General features: G+C 72.3%; 16 protein-coding genes. 5 read left to right on the top strand and 11 right to left on the bottom strand.

The features are described 5' to 3' along the window. From E2E34_RS19165 to E2E34_RS19150, 4 genes are all read right to left on the bottom strand, one after another. A partial coding sequence (locus E2E34_RS19165) for a hypothetical protein (RefSeq protein WP_138903149.1) occupies positions 1-1,090 on the bottom strand: 1,090 nt, incomplete at its 3' end. Next, positions 1,087-1,746 (bottom strand): SigE family RNA polymerase sigma factor, encoded by a 660-nt coding sequence (locus E2E34_RS19160; RefSeq protein WP_138903148.1) that lies wholly within the window; start codon positions 1,744-1,746, stop codon positions 1,087-1,089. The genes E2E34_RS19160 and E2E34_RS19165, both read right to left, overlap by 4 nt. A 267-nt stretch (positions 1,747-2,013) precedes the next feature. After that, on the bottom strand, positions 2,014-3,072 hold the full coding sequence (locus E2E34_RS19155) for an aspartate-semialdehyde dehydrogenase (RefSeq protein WP_138903147.1): 1,059 nt from the start codon (positions 3,070-3,072) through the stop codon (positions 2,014-2,016). A gap of 7 nt (positions 3,073-3,079) precedes the next feature. After that, positions 3,080-4,351, bottom strand: a complete 1,272-nt coding sequence (locus E2E34_RS19150; protein WP_138896386.1) for an aspartate kinase — start codon at positions 4,349-4,351, stop codon at positions 3,080-3,082. Positions 4,352-4,624: 273 nt separating this feature from the next. On the opposite strand from E2E34_RS19150, the gene E2E34_RS19145 reads away from it, so the two are divergent. Beyond that, entirely contained in the window at positions 4,625-6,094 is a 1,470-nt protein-coding gene (locus E2E34_RS19145; protein WP_138903146.1) for an oxidoreductase, read from the top strand. Positions 6,095-6,170: 76 nt separating this feature from the next. Here the strand turns inward: E2E34_RS19145 and E2E34_RS19140 are convergent, their stop codons facing one another. From E2E34_RS19140 to E2E34_RS19130, 3 genes are all read right to left on the bottom strand, one after another. Continuing rightward, positions 6,171-6,839, bottom strand: a complete 669-nt coding sequence (locus tag E2E34_RS19140; protein ID WP_138896384.1) for a DUF5063 domain-containing protein — start codon at positions 6,837-6,839, stop codon at positions 6,171-6,173. Continuing rightward, the gene (recR, locus tag E2E34_RS19135) at positions 6,832-7,431 is read right to left on the bottom strand and encodes a recombination mediator RecR (RefSeq protein ID WP_138903145.1); all 600 of its coding nucleotides are present in this window, start codon (positions 7,429-7,431) and stop codon (positions 6,832-6,834) included. The genes E2E34_RS19140 and recR overlap by 8 nt, the downstream gene beginning before the upstream one ends. Before the next feature lie 63 nt (positions 7,432-7,494). Next, entirely contained in the window at positions 7,495-7,830 is a 336-nt protein-coding gene (locus E2E34_RS19130; RefSeq protein WP_138896391.1) for a YbaB/EbfC family nucleoid-associated protein, read from the bottom strand. Between the two features lie 284 nt (positions 7,831-8,114). On the opposite strand from E2E34_RS19130, the gene E2E34_RS19125 reads away from it, so the two are divergent. After that, the gene (locus tag E2E34_RS19125; RefSeq protein WP_138903144.1) at positions 8,115-8,870 is read left to right on the top strand and encodes an SLATT domain-containing protein; all 756 of its coding nucleotides are present in this window, start codon (positions 8,115-8,117) and stop codon (positions 8,868-8,870) included. 57 nt (positions 8,871-8,927) lie between these two features. On the opposite strand, the gene E2E34_RS19120 is transcribed toward E2E34_RS19125, so the two are convergent. From E2E34_RS19120 to E2E34_RS19105, 4 genes are all read right to left on the bottom strand, one after another. Next, positions 8,928-9,578 (bottom strand): putative DNA-mimic protein, encoded by a 651-nt coding sequence (locus tag E2E34_RS19120; protein ID WP_138903143.1) that lies wholly within the window; start codon positions 9,576-9,578, stop codon positions 8,928-8,930. Between the two features lie 94 nt (positions 9,579-9,672). Next, positions 9,673-12,138 carry a dolichyl-phosphate beta-glucosyltransferase gene (locus E2E34_RS19115; protein WP_138903142.1) on the bottom strand — a complete coding sequence of 822 codons (2,466 nt, stop codon included), beginning with the start codon at positions 12,136-12,138 and terminating at the stop codon, positions 9,673-9,675. Beyond that, positions 12,135-12,833, bottom strand: coding sequence for a GntR family transcriptional regulator (locus E2E34_RS19110; RefSeq protein ID WP_138903141.1), 699 nt, complete (start codon positions 12,831-12,833; stop codon positions 12,135-12,137). Before E2E34_RS19110 ends, E2E34_RS19115 begins: the two co-directional genes overlap by 4 nt. A gap of 121 nt (positions 12,834-12,954) precedes the next feature. Further along, on the bottom strand, positions 12,955-14,355 hold the full coding sequence (locus tag E2E34_RS19105) for an aspartate aminotransferase family protein (RefSeq protein ID WP_138903140.1): 1,401 nt from the start codon (positions 14,353-14,355) through the stop codon (positions 12,955-12,957). 147 nt (positions 14,356-14,502) lie between these two features. On the opposite strand from E2E34_RS19105, the gene E2E34_RS19100 reads away from it, so the two are divergent. From E2E34_RS19100 to E2E34_RS19090, 3 genes are all read left to right on the top strand, one after another. Beyond that, complete coding sequence (locus E2E34_RS19100; protein ID WP_138903139.1) at positions 14,503-15,102, top strand: DJ-1/PfpI family protein; 600 nt, start codon at positions 14,503-14,505, stop codon at positions 15,100-15,102. Further along, positions 15,099-15,548 (top strand): MarR family winged helix-turn-helix transcriptional regulator, encoded by a 450-nt coding sequence (locus E2E34_RS19095; protein ID WP_138903138.1) that lies wholly within the window; start codon positions 15,099-15,101, stop codon positions 15,546-15,548. The genes E2E34_RS19100 and E2E34_RS19095 overlap by 4 nt, the downstream gene beginning before the upstream one ends. Positions 15,549-15,623: 75 nt before the next feature. Then, positions 15,624-16,713: serine/threonine-protein kinase (locus E2E34_RS19090; RefSeq protein WP_138903137.1), on the top strand; the 1,090-nt coding region annotated here is incomplete at its 3' end.

The following is a 16,713-nucleotide window of genomic DNA, read 5'->3' as shown; positions in this document are numbered from 1 at the left end:
GTGTGGGGTCGGGCGGCGTACCGGTGGTCGGGCAGGTCTCGGTCGGCACCCAGGCGAACTGCACCTCGTACGTCATGCCGGGCTCCAGGAGCAGGCCGGTCGTCTCCAGGGACGGGTCCGGCAGACCGTACGCCGCGTCGCCCGAGGTGTGGTCGACGACGTTGATGCGCGCCGGGTCGGCCGCGCCCATCGCCTGGACGCCCACCGATCCGCTGCCGGCGATCGTGCACGCCATCTGGGAGGCATTGGAGATCTGGAACTTGCCGTACACCTTGCCCTCGGCGTCCGGCGCGTTCGCGTAGGCGGCGACGGTGGCGAGCTGGCTCGCGCCGCACGTGGGCACGGAGGCGGACACGCTGCCCGGCGCCTCGCCGGTGTCACCGCCGCCGGTGCCGGTGCCGGCTCCCGTGCCGGTGCCCGAGGAACCCTTCCTCGGGTTCTTCTTCTTGTCCTTCTTCTTTTCCTCGTCGCTCTTCGAGGTCGACTTGTCGGAAGGCTCCTTCGCCTCCTTCTTGCCGCCCTCGTTGCCCTTCTGCCAGCCGGTGCCACCGTGCGTGTCCTGGCCGTGGCCCGCTATCGAGGGACGGGCGTCGGAGGAGTCGGCGGTGTTCGCCACGTGGACGAAGGCGGGGACCGCCATGCCCACGAACAGCGCGGCGGCCGCCATGCCGACGACGGCCTGGCGTCGCCTGGCGCGCCGGGCGGGTACCGCCTTGCGCAGGTGGTCCAGGGCGTTCTGCGACGGCTCCAGCTCCTCGACGGCGCCGCGCAGCATCCGGCGCAGGGCCAGCTCGTCCGTACCGAAGTCGTCGAGGTCCGTGTCGAGGCCGGCGTCCGGCTTCGGGGTCGCGTCCGAGGTGGCGGAGTCCGGTGCGGCCCCGGCCGCTTCCCGTCCCGCCGGTGCGTCGCTCTGCTCGATGTCCGGCTCCACGCTCTGCTCGTCGGCCGGCTCGGTGTCCGGCTCGACGGTCGGCTCCGCTTCCGGCTCGTCGTGGTTCTCGCGCTTGTTCGGCCCGTCGTTCACAGTCGCTTTTCCAGTCAGGTCGTTCAACGGCCCGTCCGGCCCGTGCCGCTCTTGCTTGCCGCTCATGCCGAGGCCTCCATGGCGACGCGCAGCGCCGCTATGCCGCGTGAGCCGTACGCCTTCACCGAGCCCAGGGATATGCCCAGCGTCTCGGCGCACTGGGCCTCGGTCATGTCCGCGAAGTACCGCAGGACCAGCACCTCGCGCTGACGCCGCTGGAGTCCGCGCATCGCCTTGATCAGCGCGTCGCGCTCCAGCTGGTCGTACGCCCCCTCCTCCGCGCTCGCCATGTCCGGCATCGGCTTCGAGAGCAGCTTCAGCCCGAGGATGCGGCGCCGCAGCGCCGAGCGGGAGAGGTTGACCACCGTCTGGCGCAGGTAGGCCAGGGTCTTCTGGGGGTCGCGGACGCGGTTGCGCGCGGAGTGCACCCGTATGAACGCTTCCTGCACGACGTCCTCACACGAGGCCGTGTCGTCGAGCAGCAGCGCCGCCAGGCCCAGCAGCGAGCGGTAGTGGGCTCGGTAGGTCTCGGTCAGGTGGTCAACTGTGGTGCCCGCGGTCATGGCGTCTTCAACGCCCTCGCGCGGGGACGGTATGCGCGCGGACCGCGCCGTCGGCATGGGGGCGATCACCGGCATGCCGCCGGGCGTGCGGGGTCGGCGGAGGGGGCGCACTGCCGCGCCGCGAACCGGGACCACTGGGATGTCGAGAACCTCTGCCACGCCTGTTGGACACTCTTCCCCCCGTCAGGGTTGTACGCGCGACGCACCGCTTTTGACGCGGCAGTAAACGCCCGCATGCGTACTCCCCCTCCTGAATGCCCCAAATGTCGCGACCTTTTGCCGGGGCGTCCGCAAAGACGCTCCCCTCCCGACTGCGGTTGCAGCGGGGCGGGGAGCGAATGATCGAACAGAACGACGCCCCGGTTCAAGTAGTCCAGACTTCGACTTACTCACAGAGCGTTCACAGATCCTACGCAATACTCCGCTTCACGCCGTCCCGAATTCCGCGGCCACCAGTTCGGCGATCTGCGCGGTGTTGAGCGCGGCACCCTTGCGGAGATTATCGCCGCACACGAACAGTTCGAGCGCCGTGGGGTCGTCCAGCGACCGCCGCACCCGCCCCACCCACGTCGGGTCCGTTCCCACCACGTCGGCCGGTGTCGGGAATTCGCCCGCCGCCGGATCGTCGAAGAGCACCACACCTGGTGCGGTCGCCAGGATCTCGTGCGCCCGCTCGACCGACACCTCGTTCTCGAACCGCGCGTGCACGGCGAGCGAGTGGGTCGTGAGCACGGGCACCCGTACGCACGTGACCGAGACCGGCAGTCCGGGCCGGTCGAGGATCTTGCGCGACTCCGCGCGCACCTTCAGCTCCTCCGAGGACCAGCCGTCCTCGGCCAGCGACCCGGCCCACGGCACCACGTTCAGCGCGATCGGCGCGGCGAAGGGCCCGGTGTCGTCGCCGACGGCCCGCCGTACGTCGCCCGGGTTCGTCCCCAGTTCCGTACCGGCGACAAGGGAGAGCTGGGTGCGCAGCGTGTCGACGCCGGCGCGGCCCTCACCGCTCACCGCCTGGTACGAGGACACGACGAGGCCGGCCAGCCCGAACTCGGCGTGCAGCGCGCCCACGGCCACGATCATCGACAGCGTGGTGCAGTTCGGGCTCGCCACGATGGAGCGCGGGCGGACCCGTACGGCATGCGGGTTGACCTCGGGGACGACCAGCGGAACGTCCGGGTCCATGCGGAAGGCCGCGGAGTTGTCCACCACCACCGCGCCCTGGGCGGCGGCGATCGGCGCCCAGTGGGCGGCCACGTCGTCGGGTACGTCGAACATCGCGACGTCGACGCCCGCGAGGGCCTCCTCCGACAGCGCCAGGACCTCGGTCTGCGCCCCGCGCACGACCAGCTTGCGGCCGGCCGAGCGCGGGGACGCGAGGAGTCTGATCTCGCCCCAGACATCGGCGTGCTGGGACAGGATCTGGAGCATGACGGCGCCGACGGCTCCGGTCGCTCCGACGACCGCGAGCGTCGGCTTGCCCGTCACTGGTGCGTCACCTTCCGGTGCCGCCGTAGACGACCGCCTCGTCGGAGTCGCTGTCGAGGCCGAAGGCCGAGTGCACGGCGCGCACGGCCTCGTTGACGTCGTCGGCGCGGGTCACGACCGAGATGCGGATCTCGGAGGTCGAGATCAGCTCGATGTTCACGCCGGCGTCGGCCAGCGCCTCGAAGAAGCCCGCCGTGACGCCCGGGTTCGTCTTCATACCCGCGCCGACCAGCGAGATCTTGCCGATCTGGTCGTCGTACCTGAGGGAGTCGTAACCGACGGCGGTCTTCGTCTTCTCCAGGGCGTCGATGGCCTTGCGGCCCTCGGTCTTGGGAAGGGTGAAGGAGATGTCGGTCAGACCGGTCGACGCGGCCGAGACGTTCTGCACGACCATGTCGATGTTGATCTCGGCGTCCGCGACGGCCCGGAAGATCGCCGCGGCCTCGCCCGGCTTGTCCGGCACACCGACGACGGTGACCTTGGCTTCGGAGACGTCGTGGGCGACTCCGGAGATGATGGCGTGCTCCACCTGCTGGTCCCCTTGCGGCTCGTTGCTGACCCAGGTGCCGCGCAGTCCGGAGAAGGACGACCGCACGTGGATCGGGATGTTGTATCGGCGTGCGTACTCGACGCACCGGTGCAGCAGCACCTTGGAGCCGGAGGCTGCGAGCTCCAGCATGTCCTCGAAGGAGATCCAGTCGATCTTCCGGGCCTTCTTCACGACCCGGGGGTCGGCGGTGAAGACACCGTCCACATCGGTGTAGATCTCACAGACCTCGGCGTCCAGCGCTGCCGCGAGGGCGACCGCGGTCGTGTCCGACCCGCCCCGGCCGAGGGTGGTGATGTCCTTCTTGTCCTGCGACACACCCTGGAACCCGGCGACGATGGCGATGTTGCCCTCGTCGAGGGCGGTGCGGATACGGCCCGGCGTGACATCGATGATGCGCGCTTTGTTGTGGACCGAGTCGGTGATGACACCCGCCTGGCTGCCGGTGAACGACTGGGCCTCGTGGCCCAGGTTCTTGATCGCCATGGCCAGCAGCGCCATGGAGATCCGCTCACCCGCGGTCAGCAGCATGTCGAATTCGCGACCGGCAGGGATCGGGGATACCTGCTCGGCGAGATCGATCAACTCGTCCGTCGTGTCGCCCATCGCCGAAACCACGACAACGACCTGGTGGCCGTTCTTCTTGGCATCGACGATTCGCTTGGCGACCCGCTTGATGCCTTCGGCATCGGCAACGGAGGAGCCTCCGTACTTCTGCACGACAAGGCCCACGTGCGCTCCTCGTTAGTCATTACTGCGGTCGGCTCAGTTTACCGAGCGGACCGGGCCTGCCCACGTGATACCGCATCGTGAGATGTCCCGCTCATGATCCGGTCACGTCGGCAGGTCCTGCCCGCTCGACGGGGACCCCTGCCCGGCGACGGGCAGGGGTACGCGAAAGGTGTTCCGGCTCACACGGCCGCCGCCGGGCGGCGGCCCGCTCGCGGCGTACCGGCGGTGACCGTTCGGGCGCTGTCCGCGTCCGCCCGCCCGTACGCTGCCTCCGTGCTGTCATACGAGGAACTGACCCCGGCCGAGCGCCAGTTGTGGGACGCCTTCCCCGAAGGACGTGAGGTGGACCTGCGGGGCGGCGAGGAGCGCACGGTCCGGGCCGCCGTGGTCGTCGCCCTGCTGCTCGGCCAGAACGCCGAGCCGTCCGGAGCCGTACCGGCCCTGCGGCTCACCGGCGCGCGGATCACGGGCCGGATCGTGCTCGACGGGGCGGAGATCCGGCACCTCTTCCGGCTCCGGGAGTGCGTGCTGGAGGAGGACATCAGCCTCGAAGCGGCCTCCACCCTGGCCGTGGGCATCGTGGACAGCCGGCTGCCCGGCTTCCGGGCGCCCAGCGCCCGCATCGGCGGCCGGCTGACGCTGCGCGGCTCCGTCGTGGAGGGGAGCGCCGACCGGTTCGCCGTCCAGCTCATCCACGCGCACGTCAGCGGTGAGCTGCTGCTGAACGGGGCGACCCTCTCGGCGCCCGGCGGCGTCGCGCTGTCCGGCGGCGGCATGGTGCTGGACGGAGCGCTGTACGGCGAGCACGGGTTCCGCGCGCAGGGGGCGGTGCAGCTGCCGGGGGCGCAGCTGAACGGCGGCCTGTTCCTGCGGGGCGCGCGGCTGGAGAACCCGGGGGGCGTGGCGCTGAGCGGGGACAACATGACGGTCACCACCGTGCGGCTCTCGCGCGGGTTCACCGCCGACGGCAAGGTCCGGCTGCGCGGCGCCCAGGTGGCGGACCTGCTGTCGTTCGAGGGGGCGGAGCTGGCCGGGGAGGGCACTTCGCTGGTCTGCGTCGGCATGCGCACGTCCGACCTCGACCTGCGGTTCGCCGCTGCGCCGGGCGGCCGGGTGGACCTGCGCAACGCCCGCGCCGCCGGCGTCGTCGACGACCCGCGCACCTGGCCGCCGGTCCTGCGGCTCGACGGCTTCGTGTACGACTCCGTACGGTTCGACGACGAGGACGCGATGCCCGGCGGCGTCGCCCCGGCGCAGCGGCTGCTGTGGTTCCGGCGGGACCACGACTACAGGCCCCAGCCGTACGAGCAGCTCGCGTCGTACTACCGGCGCATAGGCCACGACGACCACGCCCGCCGCGTCCTGCTGCACAAGCAGCGCCACCGCCGCCGGACGGCGACGAGCGCGGTGGGACGCGTGTGGGGCGGTCTGCTGGACGTCACCGTCGGCTACGGCTACCGGCCGTGGCTGGCGGGGGTGTGGCTCGCCGCGCTCACGACCCTGGGCACGCTGGTCTTCCGCGCTCTGACGCCGACGCCCGTCAAGCCCGGCGAGGGGCCGCCGTTCAACGCCTTCGTGTACTCGCTCGACCTGCTGATCCCCGTCGGCGGCCTCGGCCAGCGCGGCGCCTGGCACTGGGACGGCGGGGACGCCCAGTGGCTGGCGTACGCCTTCGTCGCGATCGGCTGGGTGCTGACCACCGCCGTGCTCGCCGGGGTGACGCGGGCCCTGTCGAAGAACTAGACCCCGCCCGGGCCCGGCGCACGCGCCGCGCCCCGGGCCGGCCGGGCGCACCGGCCGGCCGGGGGCGCGGGGCCGCTCAGGTGGCCGTGCGCAGGCCCAGCGGGCCCGCCAGCTCCTCGGCCATGACCCTGCCGGCCTCCGCCTCCAGGTCCTCCTCGCCGAGGTCCTCGTCCGTGTCGAGACCGTCCAGCTCCTGGAGCGGCTGGTCGAGGCGGACGTGCGCCACCAGGGACTGGAGGGCGCGCAGGCAGGCCGAGGCGGTGGAGCCCCAGTTGGAGAAGTACGAGAACTGCCACCACCACAGCGCCTCGGTGGTGCGGCCCGCCCGGTAGTGGGCCAGGCCGTGGCGCAGGTCCGTGATGACGTCGGCCAGGTCGTCCGAGATGCGGCACGGCACGGGTGCCTTGCGCGGCTCGTACGGGTCGAAGACCTCGGAGTACACGTCGATGGGGTCGAGCATGACGGCGAAACGTTGCCGCAGGTCGTCCGGGTCGGGCTCCGCGCCGAGGTCCGGCTCGTACCGCTCGTCGGGAATGATGTCCTCGTGCGCGCCGAGCCTGCCTCCCGCGAGGAGCAGCTGGGAGACCTCCAGGAGCAGGAACGGGACAGCGCTGTCCGGCTCGTCCCCCTTGGCCACTTCCGTGACGGCGACGATGAAGCTCTCGATCTGGTCGGCGATCTGGACGGCGAAATCGTCCGGATCCTGCGCGACCGCGTGCAGCAGCTTTGCGTTGGCGTCAGACATCGAGCAATCGTCTCCCCTCGAAGGCACGGCCCAGCGTGACCTCGTCGGCGTACTCAAGATCTCCCCCGACGGGGAGTCCACTGGCCAGGCGTGTCACCCGCAGACCCATCGGCTTGATCATCCGGGCGAGGTACGTGGCGGTGGCCTCGCCCTCCAGGTTCGGATCAGTGGCCAGGATCAGTTCGGTGACGGCACCGTCCGCGAGGCGCGCGAGCAGCTCGCGGATCCGCAGGTCGTCGGGGCCGACGCCCTCGATGGGGCTGATGGCCCCGCCGAGCACGTGGTAGCGGCCGCGGAACTCCCGCGTCCGCTCGACCGCGACGACATCCTTGGGCTCTTCGACGACGCAGATGACCGCCGGGTCGCGGCGCGGGTCACGGCAGATCCCGCACTGCTCCTCCTGCGCGACGTTGCCGCACACCACGCAGAAGCGGACCTTGTCCTTGACCTCCAGGAGGGCATGGGCGAGGCGGCGCACATCGGTCGGCTCGGCCTGGAGGATGTGGAAGGCGATCCGCTGCGCGCTCTTGGGACCGACGCCGGGCAGCCTGCCCAACTCGTCGATGAGGTCCTGGACCACGCCTTCGTACAACGGATTGCCTTCCTTGCCCTGCCGGTCCTGCCTGGTACGTACGGTAGTTGCTGCGGGGCCGCCTTAGAAGGGCAGCCCCGGCATGCCGCCGAGCCCCTGGGCGAGCGGGCCGAGCTTCTCCTGCTGGAGCTGCTGCGCGTTCTCGTTCGCGGCCTGGACGGCGGCGACGATCAGGTCCGCGAGCGTCTCGGTGTCTTCCGGGTCGACCGCCTTCGGGTCGATCACCAGTCCGCGGAGCTCACCGGAGCCGTTGACGGTCGCCTTCACCAGGCCGCCGCCGGCCTGGCCGTCGACGTCGGTCCTGGCGAGTTCCTCCTGCGCCTTGGCGAGGTCCTGCTGCATCTTCTGGGCCTGCTGAAGCAGCTGCTGCATGTTGGGCTGGCCACCACCGGGAATCACGGTCACTCCTGGCACTTCGACGACGATTGTTTCGGTAAGCCGAGCCTACGTGTTCGCCGGGCGCCGCGCCCACGGCGTACGGAGCGACTCTTTCGAGTGAGACGTACGGCCGCCTCTACCTGACCACGGCGCGCTTGTGGCCGTAAATCCCGCGACATCGCCCCCACGGCCCACCATTCGGCGGTAGGAAGGGCATGCGTATGCACTGCGTCACAGCACGTCGCACCACGTCGCACCACTACTCGCAATGTCCCGTACAGAGCGCAAGCGCAGAGGAGTGCCCGGTGAGCCAGCCGGAGATGCAGCCCGAGGGGCCCGCCCGGAAGGAGGGCGGGGGTGCGACCGAGCAGTCGCCGGACGAGGACGATCTGACCGGGAGGCCGTTTCCGCTCGGCGACTGGGGCGAGCCGGCGGAGCGTCTCGACGAGCTCTACCGCTGGGTCGAGGCGGGCGCGCTGCACACGGCCGACTGGTACCTCGCCGACCGGGCCCGCAAGCGCCGCGCGGCCCGCGTCCTGCGCGCGGGCACGGCCGCCGGCGTGACCGTCGGGGCCGCGCTGCCGCTCGTCGACCTGGCGGGGGCGGTGGACGGCGCGGCGGGCTGGGGCTACCTGCCGCTGCTGCTGGGTGCCGCGTGCCTGGCCTGCGACCGGTTCTTCGGGCTCACGTCGGGGTGGATGCGGGACGTGGCGGCGGCGCAGGCGGTGCAGCGGCGGCTTCAGGCGCTCCAGTTCGACTGGGCGTCGGAGAGCGTGCGGGAGATGCTCGGGCCCACCGAGGGCACGGCCAGTGAGGCGGCCGAGCGCTGCCTGGGCATCCTCCGGCGGTTCTCGGAGGACATCTCGGAGCTGGTGCGGTCGGAGACGGCGGACTGGATGGTCGAGTTCCGGGCGGGGCCCGCGCCGCTGGTGATGCAGTCGGCGGGCGGGCCGGGGTCGGCCCGTCCGGACGGCGGCGCGTCGCCGTCCGGACGGTATCCGCCGCATACGGGAGCACGGCCGAGCATGCCCCGGCAGCGGCCCCCGGAGTCGCCCCGCTGAGGCGGTGGCGCGCGCCGGAGCGGTGGGGCGCGCCGGAGCGGTGGGGCGCGGCCCCGGTCAGCTGAAAATGATCATGGAGCCCTGGCCGAGGCTCCGGGTCGCCGCCGCGTGCAGGCCCAGCCAGACGTGGCGTTCGCGGGCGAAGGGGTTCTCGTCGTACGGAAGAGCGTCGGCCGGCTCCTCCAGGGTGGTCGGTCGCTCGGGCGGCTTGGGCGCCGAGGGCGGGTTCGCCGGGTCGATGCCGATCGAGGGGGCGACGAACTCCAGCTCCCGCAGCAGGCCCTGCGTGGAGCCCAGCGGGCCGCCGCCCGCGAGGAGTTCCTCGTTGGACAGGGGCGCCGCGTAGTCGACGGGGACGTACGCGCCCGCGTGGTCGTAGTGCCAGACCAGGTGCGACTGCTGGGCCGTCGACTCGAACATCTCCAGGAGCTGCTCGTAGTCGCCGCCGAGGGCGTCGACCGGCGTCACCTCCAGGCCGCAGAGCTGGAGGAGGTAGGCGCGCCGCAGGAAGTGCAGCGCGTCGTAGTCGAAGCCGGCCACCGGGGCGACATCGCCCGACAGGCCCGGCATGTAGGCGAAGACGGGGACGGTCGGCAGGCCCGCCTCGGTGAGGGCCTTGTCGTACGACGCGATCTCTTCGGCGAAGGGATTGTCGGGGCTGTGGCACAGCACATCGACGAGGGGGACCAGCCACAGGTCACAGGCCACGTACGGCTCGCTCTCCACTGGGTTCGTGCGACAGTCCAGGAAGCGTAGTGCTACCGCGTCGCCGCGCACAGTTGGCGTACACGTCCCGGTTTCGTCACCGCGCGTCGCCCACGTCCCAGACCCAGGCCCCGCCGATCCGCTCGCCCGGCTTCCCGAGCAGCCGCGACACGGCGTCGCGCAGCGCCCCGGCGTTGTCCTGCGGGGCGAGCACGACCACGCCCGCCCGCCAGAACTCCAGGTCGGCGCGGGCCTGGGCCCGCCACTCGGGTCCGATCGCGGGGATCGCGGCGCCGTAGCGGATGTCGCGCAGGAGGTTCGAGGTGTGGCGGGGGGAGGCGCCGTAGATGCCGATGCGGTCCGGGCCCCAGGGGCCGTTGAAGTACCCGCCGGGAACCGTGAAATCGGGCTTCGTGGCGGACTGCCAGTGCAGTGCCTCGGCGTTGCCGGCGTCCGGCAGCGGTACGGGAACCACCGATTCGCCCTCGGCGACGTACTGCCTCCACAGGCCCTCGGTGATGAACGCGGGCACGTCCGGGCGCTCCCGCACCGGCATCGGCGTGGGGACGATCGGCAGCAGCGCGAGGCCGATCGCGGTGAGGCCGAGGGTGCGCGCGAGGCGGTCGGGGGAGGTGCGGACGCCGTCCACCCCCAGGGCCACCAGGATCCCGAGCACCGGGGCGCAGATCATCGCCACCCGCGACTCGATGACCGACTCGAAGAGCGGCTGGTGGGCGAGCGCCCGCCACGGTCCGGGCAGGATCACCTCGGTGTACGGGACGCGGAACCTCGGGCCGAGCGACAGCAGCGCCGCCGCGAGGCCCGTGAAGGTGAGCGCCCTGACCAGGGGACGCCGCCACAGGGCCAGCGCGAGGGCGAACGCGAGCCCCGCCAGCGGCCAGCCGAAGAAGGCGTTCTGCTCGGTGCGGTTCATGGCGAGCGGGTCGGCCCGCGCCTCGTCGCCGAGCAGCGCGCGCCCGGAGAACTCCAGGAAGGCGAGCGGGCTGTTGCCGGCGTTGTCGCCGTGCAGGACGCTGTGGTAGCTCTGCGGGCCGAAGAACTGCCAGTACAGCGGGAAGGCGACCAGCGGCACGCACACGGCGGCCGCCACCCCGAGCCCTTTGAGCAGGGGCCGCCACGCCGCGCGGGCCGCCTCGCGGTGCGCGAGGGCGTAGCAGCCGGCGAACAGCAGCATGCCCATCGCGGCGAGGAGGAGCGGCTCCTCGCCGAGGAAGATCTGGTACGTCGCGAACAGGCCCAGCAGCGCCCCGTCCCGCACGACCCGCTTCCCGTCGCCCGGGCCAGGGGCCGCGCCCCGGCCCGCGCTCCCGCAGAGCCGCAGGGCCCGGTCGAGGATCACCGGGATCATGAAGAGCACGGCGAAGTTGGGGTGGGCGGTGGCGTGCGAGATCATCGGCGGCGCGAAGGCGCACAGCGCGGCCCCGGTGGCCGCCGCCCAGCGGCTCACCACCAGCCGCTTCGCGAGCAGCCAGTACCAGGCGACGGCGGTGGCGGCGAGGCCGCAGGTCAGGACGAGCGCCCAGGTCGTGGTCGGCCCGAAGGCCAGCGTCACGGGGACCAGCGGCACGGACAGGCCGAGCATGACGGTGTTCGCCATGAGGTTCACGCCGTCGGGATGGTTCTGCGCGCCGGTGAAGAGCGGGTTGCGCAGGTGGGTCACGTTGTCGGCGGTGACCGCGAAGAACCACTCCCACTGGTTCTGGTCCTGCCCCGAGTCGGCGAGGTAGCGGCTGTCCAGGTCCGCCCACAGGCCCTTGTAGAGCAGTACGGAGGCGAGGAGGAAGAGGGCGGCGACGGCCAGGTCGACGCGCCGCACCCGGCGGGCCCTGAGCCTCGCCAGTTCGCCGAGCACCTTGAAGTAGTCGACCGGCCTCACCTTGGAGCCCGCCTGGTGGGCCCACCGGACCGGGACCTCGGCCACCTGCCAGCCCGCCCGCCGGAAGAACTGCAGGATCTCCACGTCCGTCCCCCACCCGTCGAGCCGGGCGTCGGCGAAGGCGGCCCGCGCCTTGGCGCCGTCGAAGAGCTTGAAGCCGCACTGGGTGTCCCGTATGCCGGGCACGGCGACGGCCCGTATGAGCCGGTTGCCGAGCCGGCCGAGCCATTCGCGCACGCGGCGCTGGTGCACGTCGATGGACGACTCGGGGTGTGCGCGCGACCCTATGGCGGCGGCGAGCCCCTCCTCGTCCTGGGAGAGCTCCTTGTCGAGGCGGTCGAGCTCCTCGATCGGGGTGGCCAGGTCCGCGTCCGTGACGAGCACCCGGGCGCCGCGCGAGGCGAGGACGCCACGCCGCAGGGCGTGGCCCTTGCCGCGGTTGCCCCGCTCGTCGGCCTCCACCAGCAGGATGCGCGGCTCCCGGGCGGCGGCGGCCCGTACCGCGTCGGCCGTGCCGTCCGTGGAACCGTCGTCGACGACGATCAGCTCCCAGCGGCCCCAGCGGCCGGGGTTGGCGTTCAAATGGGCGCGGATCGCGTCCAGGGTGGGGCCCAGCCGCCGTTCCTCGTTGTAGGCGGGGACGACGACCGTCAGATCTGCTCTCACCGCTGCGGACGCTCCAGCCGCTCGCCGCTCGCCAGGTCCTCGGCCCAGGCGAGCATCCGGGCGTGGTACGCCGCGATGACCGCCCGTACCGCCTCGGCGTCCGCGCGCGTCACCGCGTCCACGACCTCGGCGTGGTCCTGCCACAGCCGGTCCCTGAGCCCGGGGTCCCCCCGCAGGTGCGGCACGGAGAAGACCCAGCAGCGCAGCCGCAGTTGGTGCAGGAAGGCGCAGATGTGCGGGTTGTCCACCAGGGCGCCGAGCTCGCGCCAGAAGCGCAGGTCGTACCCGATGAAGATGTCGAGGTCGCCCGCGCGGGCGGCGCGCGCCGCCTCCTCCGCGCGGCGCCGGACGGCCATCAGCACGTCGGCGCGCGCACCGCTCCAGCCGGCTTCCGCCAGCTTGCGGAAGACGCCGTCGGTGATCAGGGAGCGGGCCTCGACCATGCCGCGGAAGTCGGCCACGGAGATCTCGCGGACGCGGAAGCCGCGGTGCTGGTCGGAGTCGAGCAGGCTCTGCGCCGCCAGGTCGACGAGCGCTTCCCTGACGGGCGTCGCGGAGACCCCGTACTGGTCGGCGATCTGCTTGACGGTGAATTCCTGGCCCGGCCGCAGACGCCCCGCGAGCACTTCGTCACGCAGCGCGTCGGCTATCTGCTGCCGCAGGGTGTTGCGGGTCACAGGTCCGCTCGCGGGCATGGCGTCTTTCCCCTTCGGATGGCTCCGGACACCATAGGCGGTGCGGCCGGGAGCCCGCCGGAGAGTCCCGCGGGGGCCGGCGGCGGGGAGGTCGCCGCCGGCCCGCGCGGTCACCGCGCGGTCAGGCGGCGGTGGTGTGCTCGTCCGCGGCCGACAGGGCGATGTCCAGGGCCGCCAGGCCCTCCTTCGCCTCGGCCTCGGTGACGTTGCACGGCGGCACGACGTGCGTGCGGTTCATGTTGACGAAGGGCCACAGGCCGTTCTTCTTGCAGGCCGCTGTGAACGCCGCCATCGGGGCGTTGGCCTCGCCCGAGGCGTTGTACGGGACGAGCGGCTCGCGCGTCTCGCGGTCCTTGACCAGGTCCAGTGCCCAGAACATGCCCGTGCCGCGGATCTCGCCGATGCTCGGGTGGCGCTCCGCCAGCTCGCGCAGACCGGGGGCGATCACGGTCTCGCCGGTGTGCGCCGCGTTCTCGACGACGCGCTCCTCCTCCATCACCTGGATGGTGGCGACGGCGGCGGCGCACGCCAGCGGGTGGCCGGAGTACGTGAGACCGCCCGGGTAGGGGCGCTTCTCGAAGGTCTCGGCGATCGCGCCGGAGATCGCGACGCCGCCCAGCGGCACGTAACCGGAGTTGACGCCCTTCGCGAAGGTCATCAGGTCCGGTACGACGTCGAAGTGCTCGGCGGCGAACCACTTGCCCGTACGGCCGAAGCCCGCCATGACCTCGTCGAGGACGAAGACGATGCCGTGGCGGTCGCAGATCTCGCGCACCCCGGCGAGGTAGCCGGGGGGCGGCGTCATGATGCCCGCCGTGCCGGGAATGGTCTCCAGGACGATCGCGGCGATCGCGGCCGGCCCCTCGAAGGCGATGGTGTCCTCCAGGTGCTGGAGCGCGCGGGCGCACTCCTCGGCCTGGTTCTCGGCGTAGAAGGCCGAGCGGTAGAGGAACGGCGCCCAGAAGTGGACGGTGCCCGAGGTGCCGTTGTCGGAGGCCCAGCGGCGCGGGTCGCCGGTGAGGTTGATCGCGGTGGTGGTGCCGCCGTGGTACGAGCGGTACGCGGCCAGGACCTTGTGGCGGCCCGTGTGCAGACGGGCCATCCGGACGGCGTTCTCGATCGCCTCGGCGCCGCCGTTGGTGAAGAAGATCTTGTCGAGGTCACCGGGGGTGCGCTCGGCGATGAGGCGTGCGGCCTCGGAGCGCGGCTCGACGGCGAAGGCGGGCGCGAAGGTGGAGAGCTTCGCGGCCTGCTCCTGGATCGCCGCGACGACCTTCGGGTGCTGGTAGCCGATGTTGGTGAAGACGAGGCCGCTGGTGAAGTCGAGGTAGCGGTTGCCCTCGTAGTCCCAGAAGTACGAACCCTCGGCGCCGGCGACGGCGAGCGGATCGATCAGTCCCTGGGCGGACCAGGAGTGGAACACGTGCGCGCGGTCCGCGGCCTTGACGGCCGCGCCGGCAGTGGGGCCTCCCCTGCCCGAACGGAGTTGAGAGCTTGGGGAAGGGTCGACATGAGGGGTCATGGCCCCAGCGTAGAGACGCGCTGGTGGGGGCCGACATGGCCACCTTGTATGTCCTGCGCCACTTTGGTGGGCAGGATGTCGACCGCGGACCATTGACAGCACCCTGTCGTAATGACAGCATATTGTCATCGACCTGAGGGGACCGTCATGACAGCCAAGACCGTGCACCTCGCCGTTTACGACACCTTCGCCGACTGGGAGACGGGCCACACCACGGCGTTCCTCACCCAGAACGGCTTCACCGTCCAGACCGTCGCCGCCTCCCTGGCGCCCGTGACGACGATGGGCGGCGTACGCGTCCAGCCCGACCTCGCCCTCGACGACGTACGCCCCGAGGACAGCGCGCTGCTGATCCTCACCGGCGCGAGCCTGTGGGACACCTCCGACGACCTCGCCCCCTTCGCCCGCGCCGCCAGGTCGTTCGTCGACGCGGGCGTGCCGGTGGCGGCCATCTGCGGCGCCACGGCCGGCCTGGCGCGCGAGGGCCTGCTGGACACCCGCGCGCACACCAGCGCCGTCTCCTTCTATCTCGCCGCCACCGGCTACAAGGGCGGCGACCACTACCGCGACGAGGACGCGGTCACCGACGAGGACGGCCTGCTGATCACCGCCGGGCCGACCGAGCCGGTCGCGCTGGCCCGCGAGGTGTTCGCGCGGCTCGGCGTGTACGAGGGCGAGAAGCTCGACGCCTGGTACCGGCTGTTCCACGACTCGGACGCCTCCGCCATGGAGGTCCTGGAGTCGTGAGCGGTACGCCGGAGCAGGAGCTGCTGAGCCGTACCGCGCTCGGCACCTTCCGCCTCAACGGCCAGTTCCTCGCGGTCTCGGAGGACCTGGCCCGCCCCGCCGGACTGACCGCCGCCTGGTGGCAGGTCGTCGGCGCCGTCCTGCACGAACCCCTGCCCGTCGCCGGCATCGCCCGCACCATGGGCATCACCCGGCAGAGCGTGCAGCGCATCGCCGACCTGCTCGTGACCAAGGGCCTCGCGGAGTACGCCGCCAACCCCGCGCACCGCAGGGCCAAGCTGCTGCGGCCCACCGAGGCGGGTCGGGAGGCGGTGCGGAGGATCGAGCCGGGGCACGCGGCGCTCGCGGCGCGGCTCGCGGCCGAGCTCGGTGAGGCGGAGTTCGCCGAGACCGTACGCGTGCTGGAGCGGCTCTCGGCGGCCCTGGAGGCCGTGACGGAACCGTAGGCCGCTCGGCGCCCGTCCTTGTCGTACCGGCGCACTATCCTCTGGGTGACGTTCCGGGGGAGGGGTGGCGCTGCCATGGAGAAGCTGGGACCGGCCGACCCGCAGCAGATCGGTGCGTACCGGCTGCTGGCGCGGCTCGGCGCGGGCGGGATGGGGCAGGTCTATCTGGCGCGCTCGGGCCGCGGCCGTACGGTCGCCGTCAAGCTGGTGCGCCGGGAGCTGGCCGAGCAGGAGGAGTTCCGCGCCCGCTTCCGCCAGGAGGTGGCGGCGGCGAGACGGGTCGGCGGCCGGTGGACGGCGCCGGTCCTCGACGCCGACACGGAAGCGGCCGTCCCGTGGGTCGCCACCGGTTACGTCGCCGGCCCGGACCTGCACACGGTCGTCTCCGGCGACGGCCCGCTGCCGGAGCGCTCCGTGCACATCCTGGGCGCCGGCCTGGCCCAGGCCCTGCGCGACATCCACGCGGCGGGCCTGATCCACCGCGACCTGAAGCCGTCCAACGTCCTGATCACCATCGACGGCCCGCGCGTCATCGACTTCGGCATCGCGCGCGCCCTCGAAACGGTCACCGACGCGGCCGCCCTGACCCGGACCGGCGCCCTCGTCGGCTCCCCCGGCTTCATGGCCCCGGAGCAGGTCAGGGGTGAGCGGATCACGCCCGCGTGCGACGTCTTCTGCCTGGGCTCGGTCCTGGCGTACGCGGCGACGGGCCGCCTCCCGTTCGGCACGGCCGACAGCGGGGTGCACGCCCTGATGTACCGGATAGCGACCGAGTCCCCGACCCTGGACGGCATTCCCGAGGGCCTCCAGGACCTGATCGGCTCCTGCCTGCGCAAGGACCCCGGCGCGCGGCCCTCGCTCGACGATCTGCTGGAGCAGACGCGCGGCGGCGACAGCGGCGACCCCTGGCTCCCGGCGGCCCTGGTGGCCCGGCTGGGCCGCCACGCGATAGAGCTCCTGGACACCGAGGCCCCGGACGACCCCGCCCCCGGCCCGGTGAACGGCCATGCTGGGCCGGGAGGCGCCGGGACGCCCGCAGCCGGACCCCCGGCGCCCGAGGAGACGCCCCGGCACCTCGGGCCCGCTGCGCCCGCCGCGCCGGGCCCGGCCCTCGCGCCGCACGCGACGCCGACGGTCGTGGGGCACACCCCCGCGCCCCCGTACG

Source organism: Streptomyces albidochromogenes (genome assembly GCF_005981925.1).
In the GTDB taxonomy this organism is placed as follows: Bacteria; Actinomycetota; Actinomycetes; order Streptomycetales; family Streptomycetaceae; genus Streptomyces; species Streptomyces albidochromogenes.
Note: the sequence above shows the minus strand (reverse complement) of the source record. Positions and strands in the feature narration are given on the sequence as shown.